21 protein-coding genes, 1 tRNA gene and 1 pseudogene are annotated in these 21,568 nt (G+C 70.7%); 10 read left to right on the top strand and 13 right to left on the bottom strand.

The annotated features are described in order from the left end of the window. Positions 1–81 precede the first annotated feature (81 nt). The 3 genes from ACU6WZ_RS16885 (at position 82) to mscL (ending at position 2,254) form a co-directional block, all read left to right on the top strand. Positions 82–915, top strand: a complete 834-nt coding sequence (locus tag ACU6WZ_RS16885; protein WP_447028879.1) for an S-methyl-5'-thioadenosine phosphorylase — start codon at positions 82–84, stop codon at positions 913–915. A gap of 193 nt (positions 916–1,108) precedes the next feature. Further along, the gene (locus ACU6WZ_RS16880) at positions 1,109–1,639 is read left to right on the top strand and encodes a hypothetical protein (protein ID WP_447028878.1); all 531 of its coding nucleotides are present in this window, start codon (positions 1,109–1,111) and stop codon (positions 1,637–1,639) included. Positions 1,640–1,729: 90 nt separating this feature from the next. Continuing rightward, a complete protein-coding gene (gene mscL, locus ACU6WZ_RS16875; protein WP_447028877.1) occupies positions 1,730–2,254 on the top strand; it encodes a large conductance mechanosensitive channel protein MscL in 525 nt (174 codons plus the stop codon). A 7-nt stretch (positions 2,255–2,261) separates the two neighbouring features. On the opposite strand, the gene ACU6WZ_RS16870 is transcribed toward mscL, so the two are convergent. Continuing rightward, positions 2,262–2,489 carry a hypothetical protein gene (locus ACU6WZ_RS16870; protein ID WP_447028876.1) on the bottom strand — a complete coding sequence of 76 codons (228 nt, stop codon included), beginning with the start codon at positions 2,487–2,489 and terminating at the stop codon, positions 2,262–2,264. 82 nt (positions 2,490–2,571) lie between these two features. On the opposite strand from ACU6WZ_RS16870, the gene ACU6WZ_RS16865 reads away from it, so the two are divergent. Together ACU6WZ_RS16865 and ACU6WZ_RS16860 are read left to right on the top strand one after the other, a co-directional pair. Then, on the top strand, positions 2,572–3,669 hold the full coding sequence (locus tag ACU6WZ_RS16865; protein ID WP_447028875.1) for a P1 family peptidase: 1,098 nt from the start codon (positions 2,572–2,574) through the stop codon (positions 3,667–3,669). A gap of 309 nt (positions 3,670–3,978) precedes the next feature. Then, a complete protein-coding gene (locus ACU6WZ_RS16860) occupies positions 3,979–4,719 on the top strand; it encodes a DUF6227 family protein (protein WP_447028874.1) in 741 nt (246 codons plus the stop codon). A 340-nt stretch (positions 4,720–5,059) separates the two neighbouring features. Here ACU6WZ_RS16860 and ACU6WZ_RS16855 read toward each other — a convergent pair whose 3' ends face one another. Continuing rightward, entirely contained in the window at positions 5,060–6,592 is a 1,533-nt protein-coding gene (locus ACU6WZ_RS16855; protein WP_447028873.1) for an MFS transporter, read from the bottom strand. A gap of 63 nt (positions 6,593–6,655) precedes the next feature. Here ACU6WZ_RS16855 and ACU6WZ_RS16850 point away from each other — a divergent pair, with 63 nt between their 5' ends. Further along, a complete protein-coding gene (locus tag ACU6WZ_RS16850) occupies positions 6,656–7,636 on the top strand; it encodes a helix-turn-helix transcriptional regulator (protein ID WP_447028872.1) in 981 nt (326 codons plus the stop codon). A 115-nt stretch (positions 7,637–7,751) separates the two neighbouring features. On the opposite strand, the gene ACU6WZ_RS16845 is transcribed toward ACU6WZ_RS16850, so the two are convergent. From ACU6WZ_RS16845 to ACU6WZ_RS16835, 3 genes are all read right to left on the bottom strand, one after another. Beyond that, on the bottom strand, positions 7,752–8,771 hold the full coding sequence (locus tag ACU6WZ_RS16845) for a sigma-70 family RNA polymerase sigma factor (RefSeq protein ID WP_447028871.1): 1,020 nt from the start codon (positions 8,769–8,771) through the stop codon (positions 7,752–7,754). 781 nt (positions 8,772–9,552) lie between these two features. Further along, a complete protein-coding gene (locus ACU6WZ_RS16840) occupies positions 9,553–11,103 on the bottom strand; it encodes an MFS transporter (RefSeq protein ID WP_447028870.1) in 1,551 nt (516 codons plus the stop codon). A 65-nt stretch (positions 11,104–11,168) separates the two neighbouring features. Then, positions 11,169–11,837, bottom strand: coding sequence for a TetR/AcrR family transcriptional regulator (locus tag ACU6WZ_RS16835; RefSeq protein WP_447028869.1), 669 nt, complete (start codon positions 11,835–11,837; stop codon positions 11,169–11,171). 288 nt (positions 11,838–12,125) lie between these two features. Here ACU6WZ_RS16835 and ACU6WZ_RS16830 point away from each other — a divergent pair, with 288 nt between their 5' ends. Then, positions 12,126–13,466: a M6 family metalloprotease domain-containing protein gene (locus tag ACU6WZ_RS16830; RefSeq protein WP_447028868.1), complete on the top strand. Its 1,341-nt coding sequence runs from the start codon at positions 12,126–12,128 to the stop codon at positions 13,464–13,466. On the opposite strand, the gene ACU6WZ_RS16825 is transcribed toward ACU6WZ_RS16830, so the two are convergent. From ACU6WZ_RS16825 to ACU6WZ_RS16810, 4 genes and pseudogenes are all read right to left on the bottom strand, one after another. Continuing rightward, entirely contained in the window at positions 13,453–15,222 is a 1,770-nt protein-coding gene (locus ACU6WZ_RS16825; RefSeq protein ID WP_447028867.1) for a class I adenylate-forming enzyme family protein, read from the bottom strand. The genes ACU6WZ_RS16830 and ACU6WZ_RS16825 overlap by 14 nt on opposite strands. Positions 15,223–15,349: 127 nt before the next feature. Next, entirely contained in the window at positions 15,350–16,390 is a 1,041-nt protein-coding gene (locus tag ACU6WZ_RS16820; RefSeq protein WP_447028866.1) for an IclR family transcriptional regulator domain-containing protein, read from the bottom strand. Next, on the bottom strand, positions 16,297–16,875 hold the full coding sequence (locus ACU6WZ_RS16815; protein WP_447034079.1) for an IclR family transcriptional regulator domain-containing protein: 579 nt from the start codon (positions 16,873–16,875) through the stop codon (positions 16,297–16,299). Before ACU6WZ_RS16815 ends, ACU6WZ_RS16820 begins: the two co-directional genes overlap by 94 nt. Before the next feature lie 3 nt (positions 16,876–16,878). Then, positions 16,879–17,124: pseudogene (locus ACU6WZ_RS16810) on the bottom strand (IS1380 family transposase); the annotation flags it as partial. A 237-nt stretch (positions 17,125–17,361) separates the two neighbouring features. On the opposite strand from ACU6WZ_RS16810, the gene ACU6WZ_RS16805 reads away from it, so the two are divergent. The 3 genes from ACU6WZ_RS16805 (at position 17,362) to ACU6WZ_RS16795 (ending at position 18,813) form a co-directional block, all read left to right on the top strand. Then, positions 17,362–17,434: transfer RNA gene (locus tag ACU6WZ_RS16805), tRNA-Arg, on the top strand. Between the two features lie 723 nt (positions 17,435–18,157). Then, complete coding sequence (locus tag ACU6WZ_RS16800; protein ID WP_447028865.1) at positions 18,158–18,382, top strand: ribbon-helix-helix protein, CopG family; 225 nt, start codon at positions 18,158–18,160, stop codon at positions 18,380–18,382. Next, positions 18,379–18,813: a type II toxin-antitoxin system VapC family toxin gene (locus ACU6WZ_RS16795; RefSeq protein ID WP_447028864.1), complete on the top strand. Its 435-nt coding sequence runs from the start codon at positions 18,379–18,381 to the stop codon at positions 18,811–18,813. The genes ACU6WZ_RS16800 and ACU6WZ_RS16795 overlap by 4 nt, the downstream gene beginning before the upstream one ends. Before the next feature lie 181 nt (positions 18,814–18,994). On the opposite strand, the gene ACU6WZ_RS16790 is transcribed toward ACU6WZ_RS16795, so the two are convergent. The 4 genes from ACU6WZ_RS16790 to ACU6WZ_RS16775 all read right to left on the bottom strand — a co-directional run bounded on the left by ACU6WZ_RS16790 (position 18,995) and on the right by ACU6WZ_RS16775 (position 21,172). Then, positions 18,995–19,345, bottom strand: coding sequence for a GH12 family glycosyl hydrolase domain-containing protein (locus tag ACU6WZ_RS16790; protein WP_447034078.1), 351 nt, complete (start codon positions 19,343–19,345; stop codon positions 18,995–18,997). Then, positions 19,291–20,064 (bottom strand): helix-turn-helix domain-containing protein, encoded by a 774-nt coding sequence (locus ACU6WZ_RS16785; RefSeq protein WP_447028863.1) that lies wholly within the window; start codon positions 20,062–20,064, stop codon positions 19,291–19,293. Before ACU6WZ_RS16785 ends, ACU6WZ_RS16790 begins: the two co-directional genes overlap by 55 nt. A 100-nt stretch (positions 20,065–20,164) precedes the next feature. Further along, the gene (locus ACU6WZ_RS16780) at positions 20,165–20,800 is read right to left on the bottom strand and encodes an HAD family hydrolase (RefSeq protein WP_447028862.1); all 636 of its coding nucleotides are present in this window, start codon (positions 20,798–20,800) and stop codon (positions 20,165–20,167) included. 84 nt (positions 20,801–20,884) lie between these two features. Continuing rightward, on the bottom strand, positions 20,885–21,172 hold the full coding sequence (locus ACU6WZ_RS16775) for a hypothetical protein (RefSeq protein WP_447028861.1): 288 nt from the start codon (positions 21,170–21,172) through the stop codon (positions 20,885–20,887). Positions 21,173–21,568 lie beyond the last annotated feature (396 nt).

Genomic DNA, 21,568 nt, shown 5'->3' with positions numbered 1-21,568 from the left:
TTTTCCCGCAGTCGCAGCAGGACCTCGCCGTTTCCGACGGCGGGGTCTTCGGCGTTTTAGCGTCCCGATACTGTGACCGCCATGGCGAACGCAGAGATCGGTGTGATTGGCGGCTCGGGCTTCTACTCCTTCCTGGAGGACGTGACCGAGGTCGAAGTGGACACTCCGTACGGGAAGCCGAGCGACTCGCTCTTCCTCGGTGAGATCGCCGGACGGCGGGTCGCCTTCCTCCCCCGCCACGGGCGCGGCCACCACCTGCCGCCGCACCGCATCAACTACCGCGCCAACCTGTGGGCCCTGCGCTCGGTCGGCGCACGCCAGATCCTCGGACCGTGCGCGGTGGGCGGGCTCCGGGTCGAGTACGGGCCGGGCACGCTGCTCGTACCGGACCAGCTGGTGGACCGCACCAAGGCGCGCACGCAGACGTTCTACGACGGTGAGACACCGGTCGACGGGACGCTGCCCAACGTCGTTCACCTGACGTTCGCCGACCCCTACTGCCCCGAGGGGCGCAGGGCCGCGCTCACGGCGGCGCGCGGGCGGAAGTGGGAGCCCGTGGACGGCGGGACGCTGGTCGTCGTCGAGGGGCCTCGGTTCTCGACGAGGGCAGAGTCGCGGTGGCATGCGGCGGCGGGCTGGTCGGTGGTCGGCATGACCGGTCACCCCGAGGCGGTGCTCGCCCGGGAACTGGGGCTCTGCTATACGTCGTTGGCACTGGTCACGGACCTGGACGCCGGGGCGGAGACGGGCGAGGGCGTCTCGCACGAAGAGGTGCTCAAGGTGTTCGCCGCGAACGTGGACCGCCTGCGCGACGTGCTCTTCGACGCGGTGGCGGGGCTGCCGGCCGACGCGGCCCGCGACTGCCTGTGCGCCCACGCGCTCGACGGCCTCGACACCGGGATCACGCTTCCCTGACGGGTGAGCAGGTTGTCCACAACCCGCGGTCCGTCCACAGGCCGCGACGGGATCGGGACGGACCGTGGATCGTGAGGGGTGTTCAGCCGGGACCGAACGCCCGGACCTCCCACCTTTGGCGGTGATCGCCGTGTCTCTCCCTGCCCGCGTCTCCACACCTCCCCCGCCGGTGCCCGGCCCCCCACCCTGCCCCGTGCCCGAGTTCGCTCCGCTGCGGGTGCGCGGCGGCAAGCACCGGCTGCGGCGCGCGGTGCGCCGCAGGAAGCGGGCGATGGCGGCGGGGCTCGCGATGGGCGCGGCCGCGCTGGCCGCCTCGGGCGCCCGGGACTTGGGGCGTACGGGCGCGGCGCAGCCGGCGGCGGTCGCGGCGCCGCAGCGCGAACACCGGCCCGTGGAGCGGGTGGATCAGGTGGGCGGAGTGGACCGGGTGGACCTGGTGTCCGCTCCGGTACGTATCGCGGACGCGGCGACCGTGCGGTTGCTGCGCCGGGGCGACCGCGTCGATGTGATCGCGGCCCCGGGCACTCCTGCGGCGGGCGGCGGCGGATCACCGGAAGCCCGGGTCGTGGCTGCCGGCGTCCGGGTGGCCGACGTACCGCAGGCGCGGGGAGCGCTGGGAGACGGCGGCGGCGGCGCTCTGGTCGTGCTGTCCGTCCCGAGGAACATGGCCGCGGCGCTGGCCGGTGCGGGTGCGACGTCCCGGCTGGCGGTGACGCTGTGCTGACCATCGATTGGACAGGGGCGCCGGTTGCTGCCTTAGGTTTCGGAGGATTCGGTTCCACCCCCGGTACACGCGAAGAGAGGCTCATTTTTCGTGAGCGAGGAGAAAGAGGGCGTACTGGCAGGCTTCAAGGCCTTCCTGATGCGCGGCAATGTGATCGACCTGGCAGTCGCGGTGGTCATCGGCGCCGCGTTCACCGGCGTGGTGAACTCGATCGTCAAGGGCGTGATCAATCCGCTGGTCGGCGCGTTCGGCACGAAGGACCTGGAGAAGTACAGTTCCTGCCTCAAGCAGCCGTGCGAGACGAATGCGAACGGCGTGATGCAGGGCATCCCGATCATGTGGGGACTGGTCCTCAGCGCGACCCTGAGCTTTCTGATGACCGCAGCGGTCGTCTACTTCCTCATGGTGCTGCCGATGTCCAAGTACCTGGCCAGGCAGGCCGCGCGGAAGAAGGCGAAGGAGGCCACCGTCGAGATGATGGAGGTCACCGAGATCGAACTGCTGAAGGAGATCAGGGACGTGCTGGTCGCGCAGCGGGGCTCCGGGAGCGACGGTGGGCCGGGGCGCGACGGTGGGGCTGGGGCAGACGGTGGGCCGGGGCGCGGGGGCGTGTAGCCGCGGCTCAGATGTGGTGCGGCGGCTTCTCGTCGAGGAAACGGGCGAGGTCGGCCGCGCTGCCACCACCGCCGCCACCAGGCCGCTCACCCCACCCGCGGTCCGTGTCGTCCGCCGACTGCTCTTCCAGCGGATCGCCGAAGTCCAGCGCCGGTTTCGGCCTCGGCTTGCGCTCGGCCTGCCGCTCGGACGTCTGCTCCGGATCTCGCGGTCCGTGGGTGGGGGCGGTGCTCATGCTTCCAGGGTACGGCGGCCGGACAGGCGATGAACCAGATGACGAGTCGTTCCCGAGTCGTTCCCGTGATACGCACGGACGCATGGACTCACTGGGACAGCGTTCGACTCCGGCAGCCGACGCCCTGACCGACGTGACCGGGCTGCGGGTCGGGCACGCCCGCGTGGATAGTGGGCTGTCGCTGAGCGGCACCACGGTCGTACTGGCACCCGACGGCGGGGTGGTGGCCGCCGTGGACGTACGGGGCGGGGGCCCGGGCACCCGCGAGACGGACGCGCTGGATCCGCGCAACCTGGTGCAACGCGTGGACGCCGTCGTCCTGACGGGTGGCAGCGCGTACGGGCTCGATGCCGCCTCCGGGGTCATGGCCTGGCTGGAGGAACAGGGCCGCGGTTTCCGCGTCGGACCCGATCCGGCGCAGGTCGTGCCGGTGGTGCCGGCCGCCTGCCTCTTCGACCTGGGGCGCGGCGGCGACTGGCGGGGCAGGCCCGACGCGGCGACCGGTCGCGCCGCTGTCGAGGACGCGGCCCGCACGGCCGATGGGGCAGCCGTGGCGCAGGGCGGGGTCGGCGCCGGGACGGGCGCAGTAGTGGGCGCGCTGAAGGGCGGGGTCGGCACGGCCAGTACCATCCTCGCGTCGGGAGTCACCGTCGGCGCGCTCGTGGTTGTCAACGCCGCGGGGTCGGCGGTCGACCCGCTGACGGGCGTTCTGTACGGGAGCTGCTTCCAGGGGTACCTCGACTACCCGCCCCCGGCCGTGCACGAGGCGGCGATGCGCGCGATGGCCGAGGCGCGCGAAGAGACGGAGCGGCGTGCGGCGAGTTCCGCGCGCCCCCCGCTGAACACCACGCTCGCCGTCGTCGCCACGGACGCAGAACTCACCCGCGCGCAGGCCCAGAAGCTCGCCGGTAGCGCCCACGACGGCCTCGCCCGCGCCCTGCGCCCCGTACATCTACTGACCGACGGGGACACCGTCTTCGCCCTGTCCACGGGGACGCGGCCGCTGTTGACCAGCGCCCCCGAGCCCGCCTTCGCGGCCTACGCGGGTGCGAGCGCCCTGAATGAGGTGCTCGCGGCCGGTGCGGACACGTTGACCCGTGCCGTGGTGAAGGCCGTGCTGGCGGCCAAGGGGGTTGACGGGCCGGGCGGTGTTTTCCCGGCGTACCGGGACCTCTACTGACTTACGGCCTGGTGCGCGATAGGGGGCGGATCAGCCCGCGGCGTCGGATGCGGTGCATCGCAAGGCGGCGGAGCGTCCTCATAGCGGAGCTATTAGGGCGTTTCGCCAACGCGGCGAGGTGCCGTAGCCGGCGCCGCGGGCCCGTCCCCTATCGCGCACCAGGCCGTTAGGGGCGCGACGAGTTGCCAATGGGGGCGCGGGAACCTCACGTACGCCCCCTTCGTTTTCCTCAACCCGGCGACGTTGTCAGACCCAGGGGCTACGTTGAGCACTCACCACGTAACAAGCGGCGACGGCCTGGAGAGACCCTTGAGCGATCCGTACGAGACAACCGAGGAGCACCTCGAGGGACTCCTGGGGCGCGCACTCAACTCGTTCGACCTGCCCGACGCGACCGTGGAGCGGCTCGAGTCGGCGCTGGCGCACAACACTTCACTGCACTCTTCGCATCACACGGCGGGGCTGCACCGCGAGACGTTCAAGCACGCGTTCCTGCTTTCCGACGGAAGCACGCTCCTCCTGTGGGAACTCGCGTACAACGCGGGTCGCGACGCCGGCACGCGGCACGAGCTGTACGCGGAGGCCGCTGACGTGCGGCTGGCCGCGTCCCGGCTGGCGCGGCCGAGCAGTGGCGAGGACTCGTTCGAAGCCGACCTCGAAGCCGACCTGGAGGTGCTGGCGACGCTCATGGCGACGCGTCCCCTCGCCCTCCCGCGCGTCTTCGTTCCGGACAACTCCGCCGACCACGCCCGCCGGGTGCTCCGCCGCGCCGAGAACGCGGACCGCCCCGACGCCGACATCGCGCGGCGCCTGAGCGGCGCCACCGCCCACCAGATCACGCAGGCGTTCGGCCGGCAGTGCAGCGCCGACGGCCGGGACGCCGGAGTCACGCTGTATGAGCACGCGTTCCTGCTGCGCGACGGGAGCGAGCTCAGCCTCTGGGAGGTCGAGCACACGGCGACGCCGGACGGGCGCCACATGTGCGAGGTGTACGGGGCGGAGCACACCGCGCGCGAAGCGATGGAGCTTCGGGCGTCGCGGGTGCGGTGAGCGCGGGGGCGCGGGTCGGCGGGGGCGCGTGGGCGCGGCGGGGGCAGGTTGCGCTGGGTTGGGGGCGGGCATCGGGGCGCTGGGCTCTTGCGGTGCGGGCGCGTGTGCGGGGGCCTTGGGGTCGGTGCCGCGCCGGGGCGTCTCCTCGGGTGTCGAACGTTCGGGTAGATCGCCTTGTTCGGGGTGTTTGCGTTCGACACCCTGCGGGGAGCGCCCCGACGTGTCCCCTCCCGGCACCTCGGCACGCGACGCCGGGAGATTCGCGCAGCGTGGGTGCAGGTGAGCTTACGACTGCGGCGCCCGTGCCTGCGGGCACGGGCGCCGCACTGTGGACGCTGGCTCAGGGGGTGAGCACCGGCTCCTTGGTGAGCGGGTCGCCGGCCGCCGCCTCGCCCTCGATCCCGGCCTTCGGCCGCGCCGGAAGCGCGAACATCAGGCAGAAGATGACCACCAGCACCGCCGTGGACCACCACAGCGCGTTCTGGAACGCGTTCACGAAGGCCATGCCCACTTCGGTCGGCGCCAGCCGGTCGTCGATCACGCCGAAGAACACGACGGACACCAGGCCCAGACCCAGCGCATTGCCCGTCTGCGTCATCGTGTTGATCAGCCCGGACGCCGAACCCGCGTGCTCGCGCGGCACGTCGGACAGCACCGCGTCCGTCAGCGGCGCCACGATCAGGCCCATGCCGACGCCCATCACGGTGAGCGGCAGCGCCATCTGCCAGGCGTGGATGGCCGTGCCGTACCGGTCGGCCTCCCAGATGTAGAGCAGCAGTCCGCACGCCATCAGCAGCGCGCCGGCCTGCAGGACCTTGCGGCCGAAGCGCGGGACGAGCTGCTGCACGGAGATGCCTGCCGCGACCGAGACCGCGATGGAGAACGGGATGCCGGTGACGCCGGCGCGCAGCTCGCTCCAGCCGAGCCCGATCTGCATGTACAGCGTCCAGACCAGGAAGAAGATGCCCAGCGCCACACCGAACGTCAGCTGCACCGCGATGCCGGCGGCGAAGCTCTTGACCTTGAACAGGGAGAGTTCGACGAGGGGCGAGCCGTCCTTGCGCGCCTTGTAGCGCTCGTACACCACGAAAAGCGCGAAGACCGCCAGGCTGGCGACCATCGAGATGTGGCCCCACAGCGGCCAGTCGAGTTCCTCGCCGCGCGTCAGCGGGAAGATCAGCATCAGCAGGCCGAGCGTCGCGAGGGCGACGCCGATCAGGTCGAGGCGCAGCGCCTTGGGGGCCTTGGACTCACTGATGAAGCGGCTGCCGAGGATCAGGCCGGCGATGCCGACGGGCAGGTTGATGAGGAAGATCGGCCGCCATTGGAGACCGAAGAGGTTCCATTCGGTGAGCAGCGCGCCCAGCAGCGGACCGGAGACCGCGCCGAGGCCGACGACGGCGCCGAATAGCCCGAAGACCTTGCCCCGCTCGTGCGCGGGGAAGGTGGCGTGGACGATCGATAGGACCTGCGGCACCATCAGCGCGGCCATCGCGCCCTGCAGGATGCGGGAGGCGACGAGGATTTCCGGGTTCCCGGCGAAGCCGCAGAGCGCGGAGGCCAGTGTGAAGCCGCCGATACCGATCAGGAAGAGCCGCTTGCGGCCGTAGATGTCGCCCAGCCTGCCGCCTGTGATCAGCCCGGCAGCGAAAGCCAGGGCGTACCCCGCGGTGATCCACTGGATGGCGCTGAAGGTGGCACCCAGGTTCTGCCGGATGCTCGGGATCGCGATGTTGACGATCGTCACGTCGACCAGGTCCATGAAGGCCGCGGTCATGACGATGGTGAGCGCGAGCCACCGTCGGCGGTCGGGTGCACCGGCTCGGGGCCCGGCTTCCTCGGTCTGCTCGGACGGCAGGGGTGTTGAAGTCATAGGAACGACGCTAGACCCCATGTAGGACAGAACATGACCCAATTACCCGGCATCCTGGGAGGCATGACGACGGACACACCAGCCCGGCTGCTGCAGCTGCTGTCGCTGCTCCAGACGCCCCGCGAATGGCCCGGCAGCGAACTCGCGGAGCGTCTGCAAGTCAGTCGGCGCACCGTGCGCCGCGACATCGACCGGCTGCGCGAGCTGGGTTATCCCGTGCAGGCGACGATGGGCGCGGACGGTGGCTACCGGCTGGTGGCCGGCAAGGCCATGCCGCCTCTGGTGCTCGACGACGAGGAGGCCGTCGCCATCGCGGTGGGTCTGCGGGCGGGAGCGGGCCATGCGGTGGAGGGGATCGAGGAGGCCTCGGTACGGGCGCTGGCGAAACTGGAGCAGGTGCTGCCGTCCCGGCTGCGCCGCCAGGTGTCCGTGCTTCAGGCCGCCACCATCCCGCTGACCAGCGGTGACGGCGCGAGCATCGACCCTCGTACGCTCACGGTCATGGCGGGGGCGGCCACCGGGCAAGAGCGGTTGCGGTTCGCCTACCGGTCGGGGGACGGCTCCGCGTCCAAGCGGTTGGTCGAGCCTCACCGGTTGGTCAGCACGGGCCGACGCTGGTACCTCGTGGCATACGACATGGACCGGGAGGCCTGGCGGACCTTCCGGGTCGACCGGGTCAGCGAGCCTTTCCCCACCGGGGCACGCTTCACGCCCAGGGGTCTGCCGAGCGGGAACGCGGCGGAGTTCATCCGGCAGTCGCTGAACCGGTTCCAGTCGCAGTACCGGGTGGTGGCGACCTTCGAGGCGCCGGCCGAGTTCGTCGCGGCCCGGCTGTCGGACTCGCTCGGCACCCCTGAACCGGTCGCGGGCGAGCGCGGCAGGTGCCGGCTGGACGTGCTGTCCACCGACTCCATGGAGTGGGTGGGACTACGACTGGCCCTGGTGGACTGCGAGTTCTCGGTGTCCGAGCCGCCGGAACTCATCGGCTTCCTGGCCGACCTCGGCGGCCGGGTCACCCGCGCGAGCGCCCCTCGGGAGCCGTAGCGGACGCGGTGACGCGGGTGGGGTGGGGGTTACGGGGAGTGGGGGGAGCCCCGGCGCTGGGGGGGGGTGCGCCGGGGCTCGGCCCTCGGAAGACACGTACCTCGGATCGGGCCGGTTATGCGACCGCGTCGAAGCCCGTGTCGTGAGCCATGCGCTTGAGGTCCATCAGGGCGTGCTTCTCGATCTGCCGGATCCGCTCGCGCGTGAGTCCGTGCTGCTTGCCGACCTCGGTCAGGGTCCGCTCCCGGCCGTCCTCAATGCCGTACCGCATGCGGATGATCGAGGCCGTGCGCTCGTCGAGCCTGGCTATGAGGTCTTCGAGTTCCTCGCTGCGCAGCAGCGAGAGCACCGACTGCTCGGGCGACACCGCCGAGGTGTCCTCCAGCAGGTCACCGAACTGGGTCTCGCCCGCGTCGTCGACCGGCATGTTCAGCGACACCGGGTCGCGCGCCCAGTCCAGCACGTCGCTGACGCGCTCGGGCTTGGCGTCGAGCTCGGCGGCCACCTCGGCGTACTCCGGGTCGCGGCCGTGCTCGCGGTTGAACTCCCGCTGCACGCGCCGGATACGGCCGAGCTCCTCCACCAAATGGACGGGGAGCCGGATGGTGCGGGACTGGTCGGCGATGGACCGGGTGATCGCCTGCCGGATCCACCAGGTCGCGTACGTCGAGAACTTGAAGCCCTTCGCGTAGTCGAACTTCTCGACGGCGCGCACCAGGCCCGCGTTCCCCTCCTGGATCAGGTCCAGCAGGGGCAGGCCGCTGCGTGGGTAGCGGCGGGCTACGGCGACGACGAGGCGGAGGTTGGAGCGTATGAACAGGTCCTTGGCGCGCTCGCCGTCGGCGACCAGCGCCTCCAGCTCCTCACGGGTGGCGCCGCCTTCCCCGCCCTCACCCTCGGCGGCGTCCGACGTCACTGCCTTGTCCAGGATCTGCTGCGCGTACACCCCCGCTTCGATGGTCTGCGAGAGGTCGACTTCCTTGGCGGCGTCGAGCAGGGGCGTCCGTGCGATCTCGTCGAGATACATGCCGACGAGATCGCGGTCGGCGATCTCCCCGCCCACGGCGCGAACGCTGCGTACCCCGCCGGACCCGCTTACGGCGGTCTGACGACGGGCGACGGCACGGGTTGCCATGCGTGCTCCCTTGCGTAAGTAGGTCGCGATTGGTTGGCTGCCGGACTCCCTTCGGGTGCCCCGCCTCCGATGGAAACAACGACTGGAATCCGGACAGAATTCCCACGGCGCGTAATCTTTTCGTGATCTTGCAGTACCCTGTCGGCCGCCGAGGGGTGATCTATCGGCCAGCAGAAGCCGGAGTGCAGGTCGGGCGGCCACCGAAGCCGATCCCGGTGGCCTCACCGGCCTCTACAACCACTACGTGTGCGACACGGCGATCACCTTCGACCCGACCGTCTTCACCCCCGAGCAGCGCCCGCCCCTGGCTGCACTCCTACCCCGAAGACGGCCCGCACCGCCTTCTGGTTGCTCGGGATGTCCGTTCCGCCCGGATATCTGGGTTGCGCGACGAGCGGCCCCGAGCGCTCGTCGCGGCCCTGCGGGGCGAGGATCTGGTACGAGACGGGAGCCGGGGCCTACGTGAACTCCGTCCCTCTGGCTACGAGCGCAGGCCGACCCGGCGAGGGAGACACCGTGATTGATCAGGGATGGCTCGCCCACCCGCAAGAGGATGTGGAGCTGCCTCGGAGCGTACGCATGCGGCTCACCGGGGAAGGCGTTCGAAAAGATCACTGACTAACGACCTCCCCGCATGACGCCGGGAGCCCGCTCCGTATCGTGGCGGAGGTCGTAAGGCTGAGGCGCTCCGTCCGGCGCGGGCGCGTACCTGAACCGGACGCGCCCCTGCCCCGGCTCCGTGGAACGGAACCGGGGCAGGGGCGGCACCTACGACGTGGTGTCAGTGCGCGATGACGGGGATCTTCAGCGCGTCCTCGATCTCCGCACCGTCGCCGTCACCCGACCCCGTGACCGGCACAGTCGCGCTCGGCCGGCCCGTATTGATCAGCGTCAGGGCGATCGTCGCGGAGACGGCCAGGATGCCTACCGCCCACCAGATGGCGCTCGCGTACCCGTGCACCATCGCCTGCGCCTGGAGCAGCCGCGCGTCGGTTGCTCCGGTCGCGTTCGCGGTGAGGTACGCCGTGGTGGCGCTCGCCGCGATGGTGTTCAGCAGCGCCGTACCGATCGCGCCTCCCACCTGCTGCGAGGTGTTGACCATGGCCGAGGCCACTCCCGCGTCGCGCGGCTCGATGCCGTGCGTGGACAGCGACATGGCCGGCATGAACGCCGTACCCATGCCCAGACCCAGCAGCAGTTGCGCCGGCAGGATCAGTCCGGCGTACGACGAAGCGACCTCAAGCTGCGTCAGCAGCAGCATGCCGAGCGCCGCGACCAGGAAGCCGGGGCCCATCAGGAAGCGGGGGGCGACCCGCGTCATGAGGCGCGCGCCGATCTGGGTGGAGCCCGTGATCATGCCCGCGATCATCGGCAGGAAGGCGAAGCCGGTCTTGACCGGGGAGTAGCCCTTCACGATCTGGAGGTAGTACGTCAGGAAGAGGAACAGCCCGAACATCGCGATGACGGCCAGCCCCAGCGACATGTACACGCCGCCGCGGTTGCGCTCGGTCAGCACGCGCAGCGGCAGCAGCGGCGAGGTGACCTTCGACTCGACGACGACGAACGCGGCCAGCAGCACGGCCGACGCGACGAACAGGCCGATCGTGGCGCCCGACCCCCAGCCGTCCGTCTCGGCGCGCGTGAAGCCGTACACCAGCGAGACCAGACCCAGGGTGGACAGGACGACGCCGGGGATGTCGAGCGGCGAGCGGTTACGGGTGCCGACCGGCTCGCGGATCACGAAGTAGGCGCCCGCCGCCGCGACGATCGCGAAGGGGATGTTGACGAAGAACGTCCAGCGCCAGTCCAGGTATTCGGTGAGGAATCCGCCCAGGATCAGGCCGACCGCGCCACCGCCACCGGCGATCGCGCCGTAGATGCCGAAGGCCTTGGCCCGTTCGCGTACGTCGGTGAACATCACCGCGAGCAGCGACAGTGCGGCGGGCGCGAGCAGCGCGCCGAACGCGCCCTGGAGTGCGCGGGAGCCGAGCATCATGGCCTCGTTGGTGGCCGCGCCGCCGAGCGCGGAGGCCGCGGCGAAGCCGAGGAGGCCGACGACGAAGGTGCGCTTACGGCCCCACAGGTCGGCTATGCGGCCGCCGAAGAGCAGCAGACCGCCGAAGGCCAGGGCGTACGCCGTGATCACCCACTGGCGGTTGGCGTCGGAGATCCCGAGATCGGCCTGGGCGGACGGCAGGGCGATGTTCACGATCGTGGCGTCGAGGACCACCATCAGCTGGGCGAGGGCGATGAAGACGAGCGCTTTCCAGCGGCTGGGATCTGGGAGGAGGGCGGCGGCCGCGGCCGGCGGGGTGTCTGCTGTTTTGGGCATGGAGGGATCCACCTAAGGGCGCGAAGGGGTCAAGAAAGAGGGGCAAGAAGGTGTCTGGGCGTGCGTCAGGAGTCGCGGCGCAGGTCCTCCAAGGTCGCCGCGGAGCCGGAGAGCACCGAGCGCGCCGGGGCCTGGAGGCCGTCGAGGAAGAGCTGCAGGTGCCGGTGCACGAACTGATCGAAGTTCAGGCACCCGCTGCCCGGCAGCGGCCGGGTGAGCTGGGAGATGGCGACCATCAGGTCGCCGACGGCCACGTCGTCGCGGAGCTGTCCGGCCTGTCGTGCGCGCCGCATGAGGCCTTCGACGGCGTCTTCGAGGCGCTCGCGTTCGGCATGCAGCTCCGCGTGGTCCTTGTCGAAGCCGCCCGAGAGCATCGGGCACAGCGCGCCGATCCGCTCGTCGGCCGCGGCATGCACGAAGCGGCGCAGCGCGGCGAAGGGAGTCGCCTCTTCGGCGGTCGCCGCTTCCGCCTGGTCGGTGGTGCGGGACATGACGGAGACGACGACGTGGTGGATGAGTTCGGCGCGGTCCTGGAAGTGCCGGTAGAGGGTGGCGTTGCCGACGCCGGCGCGGCGGGCGATCTCGTCCATCGGCACCTCCGGGCCGAACTCGACGAACATCTCCCGCGCGGCCGCCACGATCCGCTCCCGGTTGCGCAGCGCGTCGGCCCGCGGGCGCGTGGGCTTGCGCAGGTCGGTCGCGGGCCCGGTGCGGGTGTCGGTGTCCGTGGCCACGGCGTTTCCTTTCGTACGTGAGGCACGTCGTGTGCGAGTTACGTCGTATGCGAATCGCGGATGCGCCTGAACCGGGGACCCTTTCCCCGCTTCGGTGAACACAGGCGTAAACGGGGAGACCCTCCCCGGTTATTTCCCGCCGTACCACATGTGACCCGGATCACACCTCGTGCGCGGAAAAGCCCACAATCGGGCCACCCAGCGAGCGCGCTGCCCCCCGCCGACCCAGGGTGAACGCACGAGAGCAGTCAGGGACGGCCGGCTGCCGCGGACCCCGAAGGCGAATCTATGCAGCGGACCCGCCCCCGGATACGCAGAACCCGCCCCACCCGCAGGACCGGCCGAATACACCGGACCCGCCAGATCCTCGGCGTCGCCGCCCTCACCGGCCTCGCCCTCGGCGCCGCCACCTCCGCGCAGTCCCCGCTCAGCCCGGGCGCCGGCGCGACAGCGGGCCCGGTCTCGGCCGCCGACCAGGTGGGATCGAAGGCCGACGACGCCGCCCTCGGGCCGTGCCGTATCGCCGGCACCATGGGCGTACAGATGTCGGAAGGCCTCCCGACGCCGCCCGGCTTCGCGCGCTCCACCGGCGAGGTCCGCGCCCTCACCCTCATGATCGACTTCTCGGACGCGCCCGGAAAGGGCCCGGCGCGCGACCGGTTCAAGGAGTTCTTCCCGCAGACCACCAAGTGGTTCGAGGCCAGCTCGTACGGGCGCATGCGCTACCGTCCCGTCGCGCCCTTCACCGGCTGGGTGCGGATGCCGCAGCCCTTCGCGGCGTACGGGATAGACCGCGGCTCACCGTATGAGCCGGGCTACCGCACGCTCGTCCAGGACATCATCGGCGCCACCGACGCCCGGGTGGACTTCGCCTCGTACGACCTGGTCAACGTCCTGGTCACCCCCAACGCCGGGCCCTCCGCGCTGGAGACCGTCCTGTCCGTCACCTTCTCCGGCAACGACGACGCGCCGCGCGCGGACGGCGTGCCGCTGTCCAACACGTCGTTCGTCTACAGCCGCCAGGACGACGGGTCGGGTTCGTACGCACAGACCGGCTACCGCGTGCTGCCGCACGAGAACAGCCATGTCTTCGGGCTGCCGGACCTCTACACCGTCGACGGCGGGGGGTCGGTCGGGCACTGGGACATCATGTCCGAGGACTGGGGGGCCAACAACGATCTGCTGGGCTGGCACAAGTGGAAGCTCGGCTGGCTCGACAACCCCCAGGTCCGCTGCGCCGCCGTGCCCGGCACCAGCGAGCACATACTGGCGCCGCTCGCCGCGACGGACGAGGGGCGGGCGAAGCTGATGTTCGTACCCCTGACGGAGAAGACGGGGTACGCCGTGGAGGTACGCACCCAGGCCGGCAACGACGAGGCCGTGTGCAAGCCCGGCGTCCTGATCTACCGGGTCGACGCCGACATCGACACGGGCCGCGGGCCGGTCACCGTCGCGGACAGCGAAGGCGACAGCGGGGGCTGCACGCGCCGGCCCAATGTGCACGCCGAGCTGTCGGACGCGCCGTTCGGGGCGGGCGAGACGTTCAAGGACCGGCAGTACGGGGTCCGGGTCTCGGTCATGGACGAGGACGCGGACGGGAACTTCCGTATCCGCGTCACCCGGGACTAACGGGGCCGGCCGGGCTCTGCGCCGCGTCTCCCACGCCTCCCGCGCCCCCAACGCCTCCGGAGTCCCCGACACCTCCCCCGTCTCCTCCGTCTTCCACGTCTCCCCGCAACTGCCGCTTGAGGATCTTCCCGGTGGCGTTGCGGGGCAGCGGTTTCTCGCCTGCGCGCACATAGGCGGGCACCTTGAACGCGGCGAGGTGCCTGCCCACGTGCGCCCGCAACTCGTCCGCGCGGGCCGTGGCGCCGGGCCTCAGCTGCACGACGGCCGCGACCTCTTCGCCGAGGACCGGGTGGGCGACGCCGAGGACCGCGGCGTCCAGCACGTCCGGGTGGTCGTGCAGCACGCTCTCGACCTCGGCGCAGTACACGTTCTCCCCACCGCGCACGACCATGTCCTTGATGCGGTCGACGATGCTGACCCGCCCGTCGCGGATCGTCGCGAGGTCACCGGTCCGAAACCACCCGCCTTCGCCGAAGGCCTCCGCCGATGCCCGGGGATCGTTCCAGTACCCCCGGAAGAGCGCCTGGCCGCGCAGCCACAGCTCGCCGGTCTCCCCCTCGGCGAGCGGCTGCCCCGCCGGCCCCGCGATCCGCACCTCGGTGGCGGGCGTGGGCCGCCCGACGCTCTCCGGGTACGTGCGGTACGCCGCCCCGTAGTTGGCCAGGACGCCACCGCTGGTCTCGGTCAGCCCGTAGCCGTTGCGCGGCTCGACGCCCTCGCCGTAACGGGCGGTGAGCTGCCCGACGAGGCGGGCGGGGGCGGCGGCGCCGCCGGTGTTGAGGTGGGTGAGACTCCCCAGCCCGTCGCTCGCCCCGTCCGCCTCGTCGAGCAGCTGGAGGGCGGTGGCCGGCACACCGGCGTAATACGTGACCTGGTGCTCGCGCATCAGCAGAAGCGCCCTCCCCGCGTCCCACTTCCTCATCAGCACGAGGGTGCCGCCGGCCGCCATGGCGGCGTACACCGAGGTGAAGGCGGCGACGTGGAAGAAGGGGAAGGTCATGAGCGTGACGGGGGCCGGCCCCTGCCCCGGTATCTGCCCGCGTGCGAGCGCGGAGAGCGCGGCGTGGAAGCGCGGGTTCATGGCGGCGCCGGCCTGCGCGAGCTGGGTGGCGACGGCGCCCTTGGGGCGCCCGGTGGTGCCGGACGTATAGATGACGGTGGCGTCGTCCTCGGGCCGTACCTCCACCTCGGGCGGCCCCGCGAGCGGATCGGCTCCGTACATCCCCTCGTACACCTCACCCCACTCCCCGGCGTCCCCGTCGACCACGATCACCCGGGGCGGATCCGGCTGCGCGGCGACCCACGGCTCGACCCGGGGCAGCCGCTCACCGTCGACCAGGAGCACCCGGGGCGCGCAGTCCTGGAGCGCGTACGTGAACTCCGCCTCGGTCCACCACGCATTGAGCGGTACGGCGACCAGCCCGGCCAACTGGGCTGCCCAGAAGGCCACTTGCCACTCCGGATGGTTACGCATGGCGATGACGGCCCGGTCCCCCCGCACCAGCCCGCACTCCTCGACGAACCGCCGGGCGAGGCGGCAGGCGGCGGCGAAGAACTCCGCGTAGCTGAGGCTGCCGCTCTCCGCGACCAGGAAGGGCCGGTCCCCGTAAGTCCACGTCACCTCGACGAACTCCCGCAACGTCCGCGGTCCACCGGCGTACAGCGGGCTGCCGTCCTCTGCCCGTACGACCTCGAAGGGCGCCCCGGGGGCGGTCAGCGCGGCTTCGGCGGCGCGGGACGGATCACTGTTCGGCACGGATGAAACCTCTCCAAGCGCTTGCTCAGGCCTTCGGACGCTATGCCCGCCGGGCCGCCCCGTCAAGGTCCATGCATCCCACACCTTTCTCCCGCCACGACGCCGCCGGACGGCCCAGCGGGACGGCTCAGGTCGCGACGATGTGCTGCCTCTCGCCCGCGACTGCCAGGTCTGCCTCGATCCGTGCGACCGCCGCGGTCAGCGGGGGCAGAACGGAGTCGAGGAACTGCTGCGGGGTGCCCCGGCCGGCGTGCTGGGAGACGTTGACGGCCGCGACGGTGCGTCCGAGGCGGTCCCGCAGTGGCATCGCGAGGGAGCGCAGGCCCTCCTCCAGCTCCTCGTCGACCAGGGCATAGCCGTCGTGCGCGACGGAGTCGAGCGCGGCCGACAGGGCGTCGGCCGTCGTCACGATGTGGCGGGTGAGCGGTTCGAACCGGATCCGCGCCAGGCGGGTCGCCCGTTCCCGCTCGGGCAGGCCGGCGAGGAGAACCCGGCCCATCGAGGTCGCGTAGGCGGCGAACCGGGTGCCGACGGTGATGTCCACTCTCATGATCCGGGCGGTGGGCACGCGCTCCACGTAGCGGATCTCGTCGCCGTCCAGGGCCGCGACGGATGCCGACTCGTGCACCCGCCCGGTGAGTTCCGCGAGGTGGGGGCGGACGATCTCGCCGAAGGACAGGCGGGACAAGCGGGCGTAGCCGACCTCGAGTACCCGCGGGAGCAGGGTGAAGGTGCGTCCGTCGGCGTGGACGTAGCCGAGGTACTGCAGGGTGATGAGGGAGCGGCGCGCGGTCGCACGCGGGAGGGCGGCGGCCTCGGCGACAGCGGTCAGACTCAAGCCGCCCCTGGCCCACCCGAGCGCGTGCAGGACCGCGAGTCCGCGGGCCAGCGACTGGAGGAACTCCGGGCCTGCTTCCGCCCCCGGACCGCTGACCAGCGCTTCGGGGCGGGGTGGCGTGCGCAGCGCCTCTTCCATGGCCGCCGCTGCCCGCCGCAGGCGCGGGAGAGCGTGCTCGCGCAACGATCGCGCACTGTGGCGGCTGGTGTGGCTGACCACGCTGAGAGCACAGACCGTCAGGCCCGCCGGATCGCGGACGGCGTGGGCGACAGCGACCAGCCCGGGTTCGATGAACTGGTCGTCGATCGACCAGCCGAGGCGGCCACCCACCTCGACGCGCGCGTCGAACTCCGCCTCGATTTGTCCCAGTTGAGGCGGCGCGAGGCGGGGCGGTACGGCGGGGAATTCGTGTCCAGCGGGTCTTCCCGGCGCCGGGTCAGCCATCGCTCGCGATCGGCGTCAGTCCACTCGGCGGCGAAGATCGCGCCGGGGGCGCATCGCTCCGCGGGCAGCAGATCGCCGATCCGGAAGGCGAGTGACATGGCGCGCCTGCGGGTCGCCTGGGTGATGAAGCGGACCCCGTCGCCGTCGGGTACGGCGATCGAGACGGACTCGTCCAGCTCGTCGGCGAGGGCGACCGCGGGTGGCTCCAGCGCGTCGGGCAGTCCGCAGGAGGCCAGGTAGGCGGCCGAGTACCTCGAGGAAGTACGCCACCATGGCGGCGCCCCGGGAGGCTCGTTACGTTGTGAGCGGCCGGCAGGCAGATGTGCGGCTTCGGACGTTGTTACTTCTGCGCCACGGGCTGCCGCCTTCAACCAGCGTGCCCTGCGACGGTGCCGTAGTTCCAGGTCAGCGGTGCGATCGCCGTTGGTGTTGGTGGCGAAGCAGGTGAGCCGATTGCCGTCGACGTTAGTGAAGCTCAACTGGGCGCCGGGAAGAGGCCGTTCCTTGTTGACGATCAGCCGCCTGCCCTTCGGCCGGCCAGCCAGCGGGCGCCCGGCGATCTCCGCGCCCCAGGCCCGGTCGGGGACCTGACCATCGGCGTCGATGGCCAGCGTCCAGGCCGGCGGCAGGGCGCTCCGCTATCGCCACCAGCAGGGCAAGCGCCGATCACCCCGGCACGCCACTCCTCGCATCCGCTACGCTGTCCCCGGTACCTCTCCTGGCCATACCCAGGAAGGGCTGGGGACGAGCATGACAGGCCCCGCCCCACCTGAGACCGGGGACGGGCACCACGGACGCGCGGTGAGCTTGGTCAGAGAATCCTCAGCGGATTTTCTACTCGGATTTGCACACGTCCCGCCTCCGTAGCTCAGGGGATAGAGCACCGCTCTCCTAAAGCGGGTGTCGCAGGTTCGAATCCTGCCGGGGGCACAGTGCATTAAGCCGCTGACCTGGGCTTCCTTCCCCAGGGAGGCGCTCTATTCGGCCTCGGACTTCTCGTCCGGGGCCGTTTGCGTGAGCGGACGGGAAGTTGCTCTCCCGAATACGGCCCACCGGATCAGCATCATCCGGCACGGACTCGTCGGCTCGCCGGGCTGGACGTCCGCCCCGAGCTGTCCTCAGAGGTGACACGCGCTCGCGGCACGCTCATACCGACAGCGTAGTACCCGGTGCTATCGGGTGCTACGCGGTAGCACTTAACCGACGGCTTGCACCGACAAGCCTTCGGTCGTAAACGCCGTGAGCGACCAGGGCAAGCCAGTGGTCACCTCACGGACAGCTCGACGGGTCCTCACCGGGTCCTCGGAAACGCTGAGCAGGACAACTACGACGAGCGAGCCGAGCGGGCCCGCCAAGTGGATGTCCCTCAAAGCACCGAGAACGAGCTTCGGCGGACCGACGGCAAGGAGACTCCCCACCCTCCGTGCCTCACGGCAGCGTGCTCAGGCCGGCGTCACCACAGGGGCTGAGTCGGCCGTCATGCGCAGAGCAGCGAAACGGGCGGGTACGGCGCCCAGTCGCGCCCGTAGGACTGCGTATTCGGACGCAGGAACGGCCGGAACGGCTGGTCAGGTTCCGACTGTATGAATACTTCGCCGCTCACCCACGGCTGACGCGAAAGACGCATGGTATCACTCTTGGTATCATGCATGCATGGCCTGGACGATGCGACTCCCTGAAGAAGAAGAAGCACAGCTCAACGAACGCGCCGCTACCGAGGGTCGGTCGAAGCAGGAGATCACCCGCGACGCAGTGCGCCTCTACCTCATGCGCAACCGCACCTGGGCCGAGCCCTTCCTCACCGACGAGGAGACCTTCGACTTCGGCGGACCCGTCACCAAGGACGACATCCGCCGGACCATGCGGCGCACCGCGTGATCGTCATCGCGGACACCTCTGGAATCCTCGCCCTGTTCAACCGATCCGACCCCGAACATCGCGGCGCCCGCAAGGCCGCCGACGAAGCGAGCCTGCTGGTCGTCAGCCCCCTGGCCCTCACCGAGGTCCATCACGTAGCCAGCGTCCGGGCCGGGCGGCAGGCTGCCGACAGCATTCTGCGCTCCCTCGTCGACCGTACGAAGGCGATGCGGGTTGCCCTGGCCGATACCACCCCCGACATCCTGACCACCGCTCTGACCGTGCGCGCCCGCTACCAGGATCTTGACCTCGATCTGGTAGATGCCGTGAACACCGTGCTGGCCGCCGAGTACGACACCGAGGCGGTCCTGACTCTGGACCGCCGCGACTTCCGTGCGCTGCGGCCGCTGAACGGACATGCCGCTTTCCGACTGCTGCCCGACGACCTGTAAACACCGCAGGGCAGGTCCCACGCCGCCACCCGGCGACGGAGCAGTGGCGCGGCCTGCCATGCGATGCGACGAACTCGCCAACGCCTACCAGGCCGCACCCATCTCGCCGTCATTCTCATCTGGCTCGACCGGCCAAGTGCCTGCGGCGCTCACGTCATCGTGGAGAAGACGGCGGGGGCCGTCAGCCGACGGTCGCAGAGTAGTTGTGGGTGTCGAGCTGGGCCCTGCCGGTGAAGACCTCGGTTCCGGCTTCGACTCCGCTGAGGTAGTCGGTCCTGGCGATGAGCCCACGACGGACGAGGGCTTGGAGGAAGCCGTCGAGGTTGAGGTCGGCCCTGGTGGTGTTGTTGACCCGGACGAAGGAGTAGACGTTCCAACCGATGTCGCCGACGTAGAGGTCCCAGGCGGCGCCTGCGATCCTCACTCGCTGCTTCTTGCTGCCGAGGGGGCCGGCTCCGCCGTCCTTGTTGAGCCAGATCATGACCTCGTGCTTGGGCTGGTCCTGCCAGTCCGTGTTCGCCTTGTCGTGCAGCCAGAGGTCATAGGCGACGTTGTAGACGCGGGGCGCCTTGTCGGTGGCCTGCTCGAGGGCACGGAGCCCCGCGGCGTGGGCCTCGGCCGCGAAGAACGTTTCTGTGCGGACATAGGCGACGGAGGCGGCGAGCAGCGGGTCTTCGGATTATGGGGCGGCCTAGCTGTACTGACCCGTGAGGTCGATGAGCCGGGCGGACAGGTCGTGGGCCCTGTACTTGTGGCGACGGCGTCGGCGGTGCGGTAGGTGGCGACGAAGAGCCGGGCGCATTCAGCCTGTTGTCCGGGCGCCGCAGCATGGAGGGCCCTGCCGAGTTCGGCGAGGAGCGCGGGGAGTTGGCGGGCGATGCGCACGTACTGGGCGCGGAGGCGCCAGTTGACTGCTTCCCGGACGGCGTTCTGCAGTTCGGTGAGGGGACGGGTGGGCCCGTCGTCCGGCATGTCGTAGGTGGCGATGGCCGCGGACAGGGTGGACATGACCTGGTGGACGCGGTCGTCGGGCCGGTCCTTGCCGGACAGGAGGCGGCTCGTGTCGATGTTGAGGGCGGCGGCGATGCTGTCGAGGATGGCGCCGGACACGCCGCGTTCGCCCCGCTCGATCTTACGGAGGGTGCCGAGTGCCATGCCGGCCAGGTCGGCGAGTCGCTGCTGGGTGAGGGAGGCGATCCGCCGCTCGTAGGCGATGCGCGCGCCTACCCCGTGGTACGTGATGCTGGGCATACGGGGCTCCATTCGGGAACCGTACCGTCGGATTCATACTGCGGGTACGCGAACGGCCCCACCCCGACACGCGCTTGGGGTGGGGCCGTTCGATGTGCGGCTACCGGAGATGGGGGAGTTCGGTGAGACTGTTGATACTCCAGTCGGCGGCCGCCTGGACGTCGGGGTCGTCAGCCCACAGGTGACCCCACGGCCCGCGGCGAAGGTGTGCGACCCGCAGGCCGGCCGCGCGCGCCGGGTAGACGTCGTTCTGCGGGTGGTCGCCGACGTACATGATGGAGTCCGGTGGGGCCTCGGCGAGTTCGATGACCCGCGTGAAGAAGGCTCCTTGCGGCTTGGCGACTTTCCATTCACCTGATGTGGCGATGACGTCGGCGGGCAGGTCAAGGTCGCGCAGCAACTCGGCGGCGCGCACGGTCTGGTTTCCGGCGATGAGGACACGCATGCCAGCGTCCTGGAGGGCGGCGAGGGCGGGGCGGACGTCGGGGTAGAGATCGCTCTCGTCGAGGTGTTCGCCGCGGCCGGCGGCTTCGCGGGCGAGGTATGCCTCGCGGACGTCTATGCCGGGCTTGATGAGGCGGAGTGCGTCTGCGTTGTCGCGGCCTTGGGCGACGACTGCTCCGACGAGCGCTGACACGGTGTGCCGGGGGACGCCGAGCCAGTCGGCCCAGGACCCCCAGTAGCGGTCGTCGCGGACGAGGGTTTCGCCGATGTCGAGGGCGATGGTGGTAATCATCGACCACCAGCGTAGGCGGCTCAAGGCCTGGCCGCTTGTCAGTGCTCCTGTTCCTTCGTGTGGGCGAGTCCGGATGTGGCCGCCTCAGGCCGGGGTGCGGTGCAGGCGGCATATGGGGTGAACGATGACGAGGGCGGTGGCGCAGCCGAGGCTGATGAGGGCTCCCACCAAAAGGAGTTGGTGGACACCGAAGAGCGCACTGGCCGGTCCGGCGATCGCCTGGCCGGACGGGACGGCCAGGATCGAGCCGGCGATCTCGTAGGCGGCCACCCGGTTGAGCCGGTCCTCGGGGATCTGAGTCTGTACGGCGGTGGCCCACAGAACGCCGATGCACAGCGACGACGAGCCCTCCTCCGAACTGCCACAACGCACCCCCTTCCTGGCCGTTCGGCGCGGCTCGGAAGAAATCGGTTTTGTGCGCGGGCACCCGCACGGAACCGGTGGCCGTCGAGAGTCCGTGGGACCGGTCGTCAGCACGTGCTGTCGAGCGGGACGCACTGCACCGGCGGCGCGTGTGGCGGGTCAGGTGCCTTGAGGGTCAGGGCCAGGACGTTCGACGAGCTGCTGACGGCCGCCCTGCGGGCCGTCACGACCTCGCGCCGGGCGCGCAACGGCTGCGTACGGCTGTCGGCACTTACCTCGACGGCTGCCTGCACGCCAGCGGCGTCAGGGCGATGCCGCTGCCGCCGAGGCGGCCATGATCGAGCTGGGGTAGGCGCGGGAGACCCCGGCGGCGCGCGCGGCGCTGTGGCGGATGGCCGGGATCCC

The sequence above is a fragment of the Streptomyces hypolithicus genome (genome assembly GCF_052934925.1).
The sequence above is the reverse complement of the archived record's forward strand: the minus strand, read 5'-3'. Positions and strand labels throughout refer to the sequence as shown.

Coding starts and splice junctions, on each gene's coding strand:
- ACU6WZ_RS16885 (WP_447028879.1), top strand. CDS start 82: ATGGCGAACGCAGAGATCGGTGTGATTGGCGGCTCGGGCTTCTACTCC.
- ACU6WZ_RS16870 (WP_447028876.1), bottom strand. CDS start 2,489: ATGAGCACCGCCCCCACCCACGGACCGCGAGATCCGGAGCAGACGTCC.
- ACU6WZ_RS16865 (WP_447028875.1), top strand. CDS start 2,572: ATGGACTCACTGGGACAGCGTTCGACTCCGGCAGCCGACGCCCTGACC.
- ACU6WZ_RS16855 (WP_447028873.1), bottom strand. CDS start 6,592: ATGACTTCAACACCCCTGCCGTCCGAGCAGACCGAGGAAGCCGGGCCC.
- ACU6WZ_RS16850 (WP_447028872.1), top strand. CDS start 6,656: ATGACGACGGACACACCAGCCCGGCTGCTGCAGCTGCTGTCGCTGCTC.
- ACU6WZ_RS16845 (WP_447028871.1), bottom strand. CDS start 8,771: ATGGCAACCCGTGCCGTCGCCCGTCGTCAGACCGCCGTAAGCGGGTCC.
- ACU6WZ_RS16840 (WP_447028870.1), bottom strand. CDS start 11,103: ATGCCCAAAACAGCAGACACCCCGCCGGCCGCGGCCGCCGCCCTCCTC.
- ACU6WZ_RS16830 (WP_447028868.1), top strand. CDS start 12,126: ATGCAGCGGACCCGCCCCCGGATACGCAGAACCCGCCCCACCCGCAGG.
- ACU6WZ_RS16800 (WP_447028865.1), top strand. CDS start 18,158: ATGGCCTGGACGATGCGACTCCCTGAAGAAGAAGAAGCACAGCTCAAC.
- ACU6WZ_RS16785 (WP_447028863.1), bottom strand. CDS start 20,064: ATGCCCAGCATCACGTACCACGGGGTAGGCGCGCGCATCGCCTACGAG.
- ACU6WZ_RS16780 (WP_447028862.1), bottom strand. CDS start 20,800: ATGATTACCACCATCGCCCTCGACATCGGCGAAACCCTCGTCCGCGAC.